Source organism: Salipiger sp. 1_MG-2023 (assembly GCF_030547555.1).
Classification (GTDB): domain Bacteria; phylum Pseudomonadota; class Alphaproteobacteria; order Rhodobacterales; family Rhodobacteraceae; genus Salipiger.
Genome location: NZ_JAUOQN010000089.1, coordinates 1 through 10,467 on the forward strand (window position 1 = coordinate 1; position 10,467 = coordinate 10,467).

9 protein-coding genes and 2 pseudogenes are annotated in these 10,467 nt (G+C 62.0%); 7 read left to right on the top strand and 4 right to left on the bottom strand.

Features of this window, described 5'->3' with window-relative positions:
- Positions 1-136 precede the first annotated feature (136 nt).
- Positions 137-1,099, bottom strand: a complete 963-nt coding sequence (locus Q4543_RS22715; protein WP_303442115.1) for a helix-turn-helix domain-containing protein — start codon at positions 1,097-1,099, stop codon at positions 137-139.
- A 389-nt stretch (positions 1,100-1,488) separates the two neighbouring features.
- Here Q4543_RS22715 and Q4543_RS22720 point away from each other — a divergent pair, with 389 nt between their 5' ends.
- On the top strand, positions 1,489-2,994 hold the full coding sequence (locus Q4543_RS22720; protein WP_303442117.1) for an amidase: 1,506 nt from the start codon (positions 1,489-1,491) through the stop codon (positions 2,992-2,994).
- 55 nt (positions 2,995-3,049) lie between these two features.
- The gene (locus Q4543_RS22725) at positions 3,050-4,294 is read left to right on the top strand and encodes an MFS transporter (protein WP_303442119.1); all 1,245 of its coding nucleotides are present in this window, start codon (positions 3,050-3,052) and stop codon (positions 4,292-4,294) included.
- On the opposite strand, the pseudogene Q4543_RS22730 reads toward Q4543_RS22725, so the two are convergent.
- Together Q4543_RS22730 and Q4543_RS22735 are read right to left on the bottom strand one after the other, a co-directional pair.
- Positions 4,213-4,633, bottom strand: a pseudogene (locus tag Q4543_RS22730) (hypothetical protein); the annotation flags it as partial. The gene Q4543_RS22725 and the pseudogene Q4543_RS22730 sit on opposite strands and share 82 nt — an antisense overlap.
- A 32-nt stretch (positions 4,634-4,665) precedes the next feature.
- Positions 4,666-5,498 (bottom strand): annotated as a pseudogene (locus Q4543_RS22735) (IS5 family transposase).
- Between the two features lie 672 nt (positions 5,499-6,170).
- Here Q4543_RS22735 and Q4543_RS22740 point away from each other — a divergent pair.
- From Q4543_RS22740 to Q4543_RS22760, 5 genes are all read left to right on the top strand, one after another.
- The gene (locus Q4543_RS22740) at positions 6,171-6,611 is read left to right on the top strand and encodes a cytochrome c (RefSeq protein ID WP_303442121.1); all 441 of its coding nucleotides are present in this window, start codon (positions 6,171-6,173) and stop codon (positions 6,609-6,611) included.
- Between the two features lies 1 nt (position 6,612).
- Positions 6,613-7,992 (top strand): multicopper oxidase family protein, encoded by a 1,380-nt coding sequence (locus Q4543_RS22745; protein WP_303442123.1) that lies wholly within the window; start codon positions 6,613-6,615, stop codon positions 7,990-7,992.
- A complete protein-coding gene (locus Q4543_RS22750; RefSeq protein ID WP_303442124.1) occupies positions 7,989-8,393 on the top strand; it encodes a cytochrome c in 405 nt (134 codons plus the stop codon). The genes Q4543_RS22745 and Q4543_RS22750 overlap by 4 nt, the downstream gene beginning before the upstream one ends.
- Positions 8,394-8,469: 76 nt before the next feature.
- The gene (locus Q4543_RS22755) at positions 8,470-9,294 is read left to right on the top strand and encodes a DUF305 domain-containing protein (RefSeq protein ID WP_303442126.1); all 825 of its coding nucleotides are present in this window, start codon (positions 8,470-8,472) and stop codon (positions 9,292-9,294) included.
- 11 nt (positions 9,295-9,305) lie between these two features.
- Positions 9,306-10,067, top strand: coding sequence for a MauE/DoxX family redox-associated membrane protein (locus Q4543_RS22760; protein ID WP_303442128.1), 762 nt, complete (start codon positions 9,306-9,308; stop codon positions 10,065-10,067).
- Positions 10,068-10,186: 119 nt separating this feature from the next.
- Here Q4543_RS22760 and Q4543_RS22765 read toward each other — a convergent pair.
- On the bottom strand, positions 10,187-10,467 hold a 281-nt coding region (locus Q4543_RS22765; RefSeq protein ID WP_303442129.1), incomplete at its 5' end, for an integrase core domain-containing protein.

The following is a 10,467-nucleotide window of genomic DNA, read 5'->3' on the forward strand; positions in this document are numbered from 1 at the left end:
CTCCTCGAGATCCACGTAGCTGAACAGCGATCCCGTCACTTGGTCCGATCCGCGCATCGCCACCTCCATCCATGCCGAGGTGGCGATGAATCATGTTCCGCTACGGGCGTCGAGGCCGGAGTTTTTCAGCGGCCTGTTAAGTTGATCGAAGACGCAGAACCGAACTGGGCGAGCGTCCGAAGGCCTGTTTGAAGGCGCGACTGAAATGGGACACATCGGCAAAGCCGACATCATACGCGATATCGGAAATGGAACGGCCTCTGTTGTGCAGGATGGCCTGATGGGCGACGTCCAGTCGCGTTTTCCACAGCCAGCGCATCGGTGACGTATTTTCCGGGCTGAACAATCGGCTCAGCGTGCGCGGTGAAACACCGTTCGCGGCGCAGATCGTATCGATCGTCAGGCCAGTGTCTGACAAATTGTTGCGCAGATAGGTTTTGATCTCTTGCAGCTTCACCAAGTGACGGCTGCCCTGCGCGCCCAAGTCGTTGTCATCAAAGAAGTGGTCGATGCTGCCGAAAATCAGGTCAAGCGACGAGGATTCCATCGTTAGCGACAAATCCGCGTGCCCGCCGTCGTCCTTGGGCGTGAACAGCGACAGGATTGACCCGGTGAACTTGCCCGCCTGAGACGATCCCGAAATCTTGCGCGCCATCAGGTCGTCTACACGCAACAGACGTGCCACCGCCTCGGCCCGTGGCACCGCGACCACGAGGCCCCGCATGTTGCCGATGAAATCCATCTTGAACGGTTTCGCCTGATCGTACAGCACGATATCCCCGGCCTCGACCCGCACGGCGCGCTGTTCCTGCTCCAGCCCCGTCTGACCGTCTATCGCCAAGTACAGCATGATATGATCGCGCGGGTCCCTGCGGATATCCCCGGCCCGGCGGACCAATGGCATATGCCCATCGCCGGATCGGGCGGTCAGATCGCCGACGGCCAGAGAATTGGTTCTCCCGGCGCGCACGGCACCGGTGAAATCCGGGTTGAAGGGCAGCTCGCATTCCGTTGTCGAGAATTCACGGCACGTCGATTGATGCCACAGGTCGAAACTGGGCCTGCGTGTCGCTGTTCCGCTTGTCTGGACCTGCGCCATGGTTTTGATCCGCACTTCTTGACCGTCTGTTCCGACAAAGCGCCACGGTTTGGCACGGGCGCAAGGCGCTTGTATGTGATGATCCTGTGCCGCTCTGGGCTGGGTTTGACCGTCTCAGCACAGGATATGGCCCGCACAACCAAGCGCGACGGATAGGTAATCCATTAGAATAAAATATGAAAAGAGGGCACCCCGCCTGACCCCACCTGAAACACCGCCGCCGTGTCTGCTGCGCCGGGCGCTGTGATGATTGAGCGATTGCTCAAAATAAACACAGGCCGCCCCGCGAATGGATAAAAACTGGGCGTAAATCGGTTGGCCGGGTTTTTAGGGGCTCTCACACCGGCGGCTCGCCATTTCACCGCACCACAAGAGGAGCCTATACCGTTATGACCATCACTCGCCCCACCGTCGATGACGTGCGTGCCGCAGCCCTTGAGATCGGCATCCACTTTACCGAGTCCGAGGCCGTCACCTATCACGCGCTGATGCAGGGCCAGCTGGACGCATATGACTTCGTCGACGGTATGCAAGAACCGCTGCCAGCGGTGACATATCCCCGCTCGGCGGACATCCAGCCGGACCCCGAGGACAACCCGTTTAACGCCTGGGCGGTCAAGGCGACGATCAAGGGCGCGCCCGAGGGCAAGCTGGCGGGCAAGCGCGTGGCGATCAAGGACAACGTCTGTGTCGCGGGTCTGCGAATGATGAACGGAGCGACGATTCTGGACGGTTATGTGCCGGAAATCGATGCGACCATCGTGCAGCGAATTCTGGATGCGGGCGGCGACATTCTGGGCAAATCGGTCTGCGAATATTACTGCGCCTCTGGCGGCAGCCACACATCGGCCAATGGCTATGTCGATAACCCGCTGGTGCCCGGTCACAACGCCGGTGGGTCGTCATCGGGCTCTACCGCGCTGGTGATGGGCGGCATTGTCGATATGGCCACGGGCGGCGACCAAGGCGGATCGGTGCGCATCCCGGCATCTTATTGCGGCGCGGTCGGGCTGAAGCCGACCCATGGCCTCGTGCCCTATACCGGCATTTTTGCCGTAGAAATGACCCTTGATCACGCCGGCACCATCACCCGCACGGTGGCCGACAACGCCCTGATGCTCGAGGCCATCGCCGGGCCGGACGGGCTTGACCCCCGCCAAAGCGGCGCCCCGGCGCAACCCTATACGCAAGCCCTCGGCCAAGGCGTCGAAGGGTTGCGCGTGGGCATCGTTCCCGAAGGCTTCGGCACCCCCGGTGCCGAGACCGAGGTCGATGACCGTGTGCTGGAAGCCGCCGACAAGCTGGCCGACGCCGGGGCCATCGTCAGCACCGTTTCCATCCCGCTGCACAGCGCCGGGGCCGCGATCTGGACGCCGATCTTCCTTGAAGGCACCTTTGATCTGATGATGCGCCACAATGCCTATGGCACCAACATGAAGGGCGTGTTTCTGGACAGCCTGAGGTCGGCGCAAAGCGCGTGGAAAGACCGCGCCGACGAGTTGTCGGACACCATGAAGCTGGGCATGTTGACCGGTCATTACATGGCGTCGCGCCATCAGGGGCGGTTCTATGGCAAGGCGCAAAACCTCAACCGCCTGCTGACCGCCGAATATGAGCGCGCCCTGTCGCAAGTCGATGTCCTGCTGATGCCGACCACCCCGATGGCGACCACGCCGATGCCCGCCAAGGACGCAGGCCCCGAAGAGGTCATCGGGCGGGCCTTTGAAATGGTCGGCAACACGGCGCCCACCTGTGCCACCGGGCACCCGGCGATTTCGGTTCCCGTTGGCACCACCTCGGATGGCCGGCCCATCGGGGGCATGCTGATCGCCCGTCATCTCGACGAGATGACCCTGTTCCGCGCGGCAGAAGCCATGGAAGCCTGCTATCGCTGATCAACAGGGAGGGCCGCGCCCTCCCGACGCCCCTCTGTCGCAGCCAAGGACCCCCATGAGCGATCATCAGATACACCGCACGCGGCCTGTGCTGCATTATGCATGGATCGTCGCCTTTGTCGGCGGCGTCGCCGTCTTTTGCGGCCTTGGGCTGGGACGGTTCGCGTTCGGAATGCTGTTGCCCGCGATGTCGGACTCGCTGGGCTGGAGCTACGCGCAGGCCGGGATGCTGGGGTTTATAAATCTGTTGGGCTATCTGACCTCGGTTCTGATCGTTCCGCCGTTTCTGGCCCGGGTCGGCACGCGTGTTGCGGTGACCTCAGGGTTGCTGCTGATGGCGCTGAGCATGTTTGCCATGGTATTGGCGCAAAGCCTGCCCATGCTCAGCGGGCTGTATTTCCTGACAGGTATCGGCAGCGGCGCGGTGGTCTTACCGGCGCTCAGTGTCATGGCCAACTGGTTCGCCCCGTCGCATCGCGGCCTTGCCACCGGGCTGGTGATGGCAGGCCCCGGTTTCGGGATCATCTTCAGCGGCAAGGCGGTGCCGAACCTGACCCCGTTCCAGAACATTCTGGCATGGCAGATGGGCTGGCTGATCTTTGGCGCGATGAGCGTTGTGGTGGCAGCCCTTGCCTTCGGGTTCCTGCGCAACCACCCCGGTCAGATGGGGCATAGCCCCTTCGGGCGTTCCCCTCTGCCCGGCCAGCCTCAGAGCGTAGCCCCCGAAGGGGCCGCGCGTCGCCGCCTGCTGCTGCATATGGGGATCATCTATGGCCTCTATGGTGCGACCTACATGCTTTACGTCACCTTCATCGTCACCAGCATGCGCGACAGCTACGGCATGACACAGGCGCAGGCCGGCGGGCTTTGGTCATGGTTCGGCATTCTCAGCATCCCGTCGGGATTGCTGTTTGGCGGCCTGTCCGACCGGATCGGACGGCGGGCAGGGATGGCGATTGGCTTTGCCTGCCTGAGTGTCGCCTTCGGCTGCGTCGGCTTCACCGCATGGCGGCCCGGACTGTACGTTTCCGTTGGGCTTTTCGGCCTCGCCGCATGGAGCATTCCGGTCATCATATCCGCCGCCGCCGGTGATTACTTTGGGCCTGTTGGCACCGCGAAAGCCCTCGCCGCCCTGATGTTGACTTTTTCAGCCGGACAGGCGGCAGGCCCTGCCTTGGCCGGCGTCATGGCCGAGCAGTCCGGCGATTTTTCCTCGAGCTATCGCCTGGCGACAGCGGCGGCCTGTGCGGCGGTGGCTTTGGTGGCGGTGCTGCGCCCGCCGATGGCCAAAGGGAATTGAACGGCGTAAGGTAGCGGTGTTGCAGAGCACTCTCGTGGGGCGATGCGCTGCCCGAGGGCGTCGAGGCAGCGCCTGTTAGCCACGATCCGGTCGCGGGCATGGTGTCCGGTCCTACCATCGCCCGGCACGCGCATCCGCAGGAGGTTGGCGTGCGGCGCGTTCAGAATGCCCTGCCATAGCGCCGGGAGGCGCGGAGGGTCTCGTTTGTGGCCGCGGCCGCCGGACAGTCCACCTTCCAAGGCCGCCCGTTCCTGCGGATCGGGTGATGGCGGTTGCCTGACGGTTGATAATGGCGCCGTGGCAACGGCGGGATCATAGGTGCCGTCCATTGCTCGGCAGGCGCATGGGTAGCATGCTGCTAGGGTCAGGATTCATAACCAATAGATGACGACCGCCGCGAGGGCGATCGCTGAGAGGAACACCTTGGGGCATCGATCATAGCGGGTGGCGAGCCTCCTCCAATCCTTGAGTCTGCCGAACATGGTCTCGATGCAGTTTCGCCGTTTGTGCCGGCGCTTGTCCCTTGCCCGCTAGGGCATTGCAAAGCAATGTCCCGAGAAGGGCATTTGACCGAGGTCTTGCGTTGCTTCAGATCGGGCGGGCAGGCACGTATGCCATCGTTCTGAAAAGCTTCTCTGAGCCAGTCAGCATCATAGCCTCGATCCGCGAGCATCCATTTGACGTTTGGCAAGCCGCGGAGCAGCGCGCGTGCGCCGATATAGTCGCTCACCTATCCAGCGTCTAAGAACAGTTCGATGGGCCGCCCCTGGCTGTCGCAGATGGCGTGCAGTTTGGTGTTCATGCCGCCCTTGGTGCGCCCGATCAGGCGGCCACGCCGCCCTTTTTGGCGGCCATGCTGGTCGCCGTTCGGTGTGCCTTCAGGTATATCGCATCGATCATCACGGTCATTTCTTCGCCGTGTTCTGCCGCCAGCCCGATCATCATCCGCGCAAAGATCCCTTTTTCGCTCCGCCGCTTCCACCGGCTGTAGAGCGTTTTGTGCGCTCCATGGGCGGCGTTCGGGTCGGCCTTAAACCGATGGCGGCCGACCCTCACCGTTACGCCAACGCAAGCCATTGCGATTGATGAAGATAATCCCACTTAGCACACGTTTGTTATCGACCCGAGGCTTACCGTGCGACTTGGGCAAGACAGGCGCCAGACGGGCCATCTGCGCGTCGGTCAGCCAGAAGAGATCAGACATGTCACGGCTCCTTGTTTGGAGCCGTGAATCATGCAGCAGACCTGAAATCTATGGGTCATGAGCCTGGTCCCGCGGAAGGCCGGTCGCAGCCCTTCCGCGACATTCATGGCCTGCGCCGCATGGCACCAAACGCCGACACAAGGGTGGGACTGCGGTTATTGGCTGCATAAACCATCAAGGCCGGTAGCGCGGGAGATAGCGCCACTTTGGGATTGACCGAACCGTCGTCAGAGCCCATTTTGAACGCTGCAATCAAGGGTATTCATGCGCCTAATCGCCATCATCGTTTTGACCAGCCTCATGATGCTGGCTGCCTTGCCGCAAATGTCTGCGGCGGGGGCTTCGATGCATGACTGCGCGGCCTGTCCAGAAGCGATGTACCCTACGGACCAGCAGGCCCCTGCGAGCCACCACCAAGCTGACGCGCCTTGCGCTGATATGCCGGCCTGCGCATCCCATGCCGTTCTCGATGGCCGTCAGCCACTGCGCTACGACAGTGTCTTGCGCCTCCGTCATGCGTGGCTTGAGCCTCAAAATGGCACGACGATAAGCCTGTCGTTGGACCTTCCTCCTCCTCGCGCCTGAGCCAGCTCTAGTTGAACTTGGGTCGAATTTGGTCGACCCGTCATCAGGACGCGCGGTCGTCAAAGCCGCGCAGGACAGGATACTCTCATGAACAAATTCACCCTCGCCGGGGCCGCGGTTTTTGCCGTGGCGCTTGGTGCCTATGCTGTCATCCGCTTCCCCGAGCAGGCCACCCCCGTGCAAGAAACCACGGCGCCAGCGCAGGGCGCGCCCATGGTGGCCGTCACGTTGCCCGAGGCGCTGTCGGCCGAGGCGACCATGGGCAAGCGGGCCTTTGATGCGGTCTGCGCGGATTGCCACGGTGAAAATGCCGCCGGGAAAATGGGGTTCGCTCCGCCGCTGATCCACAAGATCTACGAGCCGTCGCATCATGGCGACATGGCCTTCCAGATGGCGGCTGCGAATGGCGTGCGCGCGCACCATTGGAAATTCGGCGACATGCCGCCGCAGCCCGAGGTGACGCGTGCGGATGTGATCTCGATCACCGCCTATATCCGCGAAGTACAGCGCGCAAACGGGATCAACTGATATGACGATGACGCGACGCGCCTTTTGCGCCGGTCTGACCTTGGCTCCGCTGGCACGCCCTGCCTATGCTCAGGATATGCCCCTCCTGACGGCCAAGGCGGCCACGGTCCAGCTTGCCCCGGATGGTTATCCGGTCACACCGGTCTGGAGCTATGACGGTACACTCCCCGGCCCGGTCATCCGTGCCGCACAGGGCAGCCGGTTGGAACGACGCCTGAGGAATGCGCTGGAGGTTCCGACCTCGATCCATTGGCATGGCATCCGTATCGACAACGCCATGGATGGTGTCGCGGGCCTAACCCAGAATGCGGTGCCGCCCGGCGAGAGCTTCGACTACGCCTTCGATCTGCCCGATGCCGGAACCTATTGGTATCACGCGCACACCAATTCGATGGAACAGGTCGCGCGGGGGCTGTCCGGTGCCCTGATCATCGAAGAGGCGACACCGCCGGACGTGGACCGGGACGAGGTGCTGATGATCGACGACTGGTTGCTGGACCCGGACACGGCCCTGTTTGTCGATGATTTCGCGGCGCCGATGACGCGCAGCCACGCAGGCCAGATCGGCAACCTCGTGGGCGTGAACGGGCGCTACGATTATAAACTGTCGGCCCGAAAGAACGAGCGGCTGCGGTTGCGGCTGATCAACTCGGCCAATGCCCAGATCTTCGGCCTGAAGCTGGAGGGGATGACCGGCTGGACGGTGGCAATTGACGGCATGCCGCTCGACGCGCCAGAACCGGTGGCGGACACGCTCGTGCTCGCCCCTGCGCAGCGTATGGACCTGATCGTCGATGTCACGGCCGAGGAGGGGGAAACCGCAGGGCTTCTTTTTGCTGCGGCGGATGATACCTGGCGCGTGCTGGCTGAAATCTCTGTCAAAGGACGTGCGGCGTCGGTGCCTCGCGGTGCGCCTCGGCCCTTGCCGCGTAATCCGCGCATGGAGGTTCTAGGCGTCGAAGCCGCACCCGTCCTTGATATGCCGCTGCAGGGCGGTGCGATGCGCGGCCTGGAGAGTGCGACCTTCGACGGGCAAAGACTGGGCTGGCAGGAGTTGGTGCAGCAAGGACAGTTCTGGGCCTTGGCCGGGCAGGTCGGGCTGGGCGAGACGCCCTTTGCCACCCTGTCGCGTGGGGAGACAGCCCGTATTCGCATGACCAATGACACGATCTTCCCACATGCGATGCACCTGCATGGGATGCATTTCCGGGTGCGCAAGGAAGACGGCGCTCTTGGGCCGCTGCGCGACACGGTGCTGGTCATGCCCAGCGAGACGACGGAAATCGCCTTCGTTGCGGATAATCCGGGAAAGTGGCTGCTGCATTGTCACATGCTGGGGCACGCCGCCTCTGGCATGACGAATTGGATCATCGTGTCATGAGGGGGCTGCTCCTGCTTGCAGCAGCGCTTTCCGGCTTGGCCTACCCCGTCGGGGCGGACGAAAGCCGGGATGGCGCTGCGCTTTATCAACAGAACTGCGCCTCCTGTCACGGTGTGGAGCTTGAAGGGCAGCCGGACTGGCGCAGGGCTGGTCCTGACGGGCGACTGCCTGCACCGCCCCATGATGCCACGGGGCACACTTGGCATCATGGCGACGACATCCTGTTCCGCATCACGCGGGATGGCACCGCCGCCGTGGTGGGTGGTGGCTATGAGGGCAACATGCCGGGCTTTGGCGACAGCCTCAGCGATGCTCAAATCCGCGCGATCCTCGACTACATCAAATCCACTTGGCCAGAGCGCCAACGCGCCCACCAAAGAGAGGTCACGCGGCAGGAATAAACCGGAAAAGGCAACTGTTCGGGAACATTCACCCACTGGAAGGTTGTTGGTTCCCTGAACAAACCTGGAGGTGCCGATGGCCTATTCCCGCTTTTTCCTGATGATTGCCGTGTCCACGGCCCTGATGTTCGGGTTGATGTACCTGAACACATATCTGTTCAGCCATGTCTTCTGGTCGGAAACGCGGGCCTATATGGCGATCGTCATGGGGGCGGTCATGGCCTTCGTCATGCTGGCTTTCATGCTTGGCATGTACAAGAACCGCGCATTGAACATCGCTATTCTTGTCGGCTCCGTCGTCATCTTCGCAGGGGCGCTCTGGCTGGTGCGCAGTCAGGTGACGGTGCAAGACCGCGCCTACATGCGAGCGATGATCCCACACCATTCGATCGCCATCATGACCTCGTCCCGCGCGGAAATCACCGATCCAAGGGTGCGCGCCTTGGCAGATGACATCATCTACGCTCAGGACAAGGAAATCGCGGAGATGCGCTATCTGATCGCGGATATATCGGCGAATGGGGAAGCGGCATCAGCAGGGAGTGAACCCACATCCGAGCTGAAATCTGCTCAGGACGCCTTGTCCAGCGAGGTTGTCGCCAAGGTCGACCCGGAGTTCCTGACGCAGGCAGATATCGCCCAGGTCTTCCCGGACGGGGCCGTGTGCAGCTTCACCTATACTGAGACGAGCCCGCCCGTGTTCGCGGCAGGAGGCGACACCGCGCTGGTCAAGATCAGCGGTGATCTTGTCCGCCTCGATGGCGGGGGAGAAAGCTTTGCGGCTGACCCGATAACGATCCAGCTGCGCGACACCGAAGATGACAACCTTCAGGATTTCGTCATCAGCGCGGGCCCCGACTACGAGGCCGGCTTCCGCGGTCAGTACAGCTGCACGAATTGAGGAAGATGATCATGGAAAAGGATATCACGAAAACCGCCGTTCTCCACCGCATGGTCATGCCAGAGCATACTTGCCCCTTTGGGCTGAAATCCAAGGATCTGCTGGAGCGCAATGGCTACGTCGTCGAAGACCATCACCTGAAGACCAAGGACGAAACCGAAGCCTTCAAGCGCGAGCACGACGTCAAAACGACACCTCAGACCTTCATCAACGGGAAACGGATCGGGGGCCATGACGAGCTGCGCATCTTCCTCGGGATCGACCCGCCCAAGGAAGAGCAGAGCGACACGACGTACCGCCCTGTCATCGCGATCTTTTCGGTCTGTGCGCTACTGGCGCTTGGGCTGGCGTGGCACCAATACGGCACCATCCTGACCTGGCAGAGCGTCCTGTGGTTCCTCTCGCTGTCGATGACGGTTCTGGCGATCCAGAAGCTTCAGGATGTCGAGCAGTTCTCGACCATGTTCCTGAACTACGACCAGCTGGCGAAACGCTGGGTGCCTTATGGCAAGGTCTATCCCTACGCCGAAGCGCTGGCTGGTATCCTGATGACGGCGGGCGTTCTGACATGGATCTCCGCACCCGTTGCCCTGTTCATCGGGACTATCGGGGCGGTCAGCGTGTTCAAGGCGGTCTACATCGACAAGCGCGAGTTGAAATGTGCCTGCGTCGGCGGAAACTCCAACGTGCCGCTCGGCTTCATTTCCCTGACCGAGAACCTGATGATGATCGTGATGGGCCTCTGGATGGGCCTTCGCGCCCTTGGGGTATGAGATGATAAACGGGGGGGCCTTCGTGAGGCTCCCGTCTCCAGCCGACCGGGCTATCGTGGTTATGGTTTAGCCAACGTGCTCCGGCGCAACCGTGGACGTGCTGACCTGCCACTGAACTTTCATCCAGCCGGAACCGGAGTCCTTTGGGTTGATACGCCGATTGGCGCAGGTGGAGCAACCGACATCCGCGCGGAGCTTTCAGCTGGCGCAGCGCGGGTGTCGGTTGCGGTGGTGAGGTGTTCGGCGAATTCCTTTGGTGTCTGATAGCCAAGCGCCGAATGCGGGCGTGTTTCGTTGAAGTCGGCGGTCCAGTCCAGGATCACTGAGCTACCCCCCGAAATTCGGACACTGACATAAGCTATGATTTGCAGTCTGCTGATCTTCGACGAGAAGGAGATCA

What these genes read in the sequence shown, in the direction of transcription:
- Q4543_RS22715 (WP_303442115.1), bottom strand. Translation starts at nt 1,099, where the DNA reads ATGGCGCAGGTCCAGACAAGCGGAACAGCGACACGCAGGCCCAGTTTC.
- Q4543_RS22720 (WP_303442117.1), top strand. Translation starts at nt 1,489, where the DNA reads ATGACCATCACTCGCCCCACCGTCGATGACGTGCGTGCCGCAGCCCTT.
- Q4543_RS22725 (WP_303442119.1), top strand. Translation starts at nt 3,050, where the DNA reads ATGAGCGATCATCAGATACACCGCACGCGGCCTGTGCTGCATTATGCA.
- Q4543_RS22740 (WP_303442121.1), top strand. Translation starts at nt 6,171, where the DNA reads ATGAACAAATTCACCCTCGCCGGGGCCGCGGTTTTTGCCGTGGCGCTT.
- Q4543_RS22745 (WP_303442123.1), top strand. Translation starts at nt 6,613, where the DNA reads ATGACGATGACGCGACGCGCCTTTTGCGCCGGTCTGACCTTGGCTCCG.
- Q4543_RS22750 (WP_303442124.1), top strand. Translation starts at nt 7,989, where the DNA reads ATGAGGGGGCTGCTCCTGCTTGCAGCAGCGCTTTCCGGCTTGGCCTAC.
- Q4543_RS22755 (WP_303442126.1), top strand. Translation starts at nt 8,470, where the DNA reads ATGGCCTATTCCCGCTTTTTCCTGATGATTGCCGTGTCCACGGCCCTG.
- Q4543_RS22760 (WP_303442128.1), top strand. Translation starts at nt 9,306, where the DNA reads ATGGAAAAGGATATCACGAAAACCGCCGTTCTCCACCGCATGGTCATG.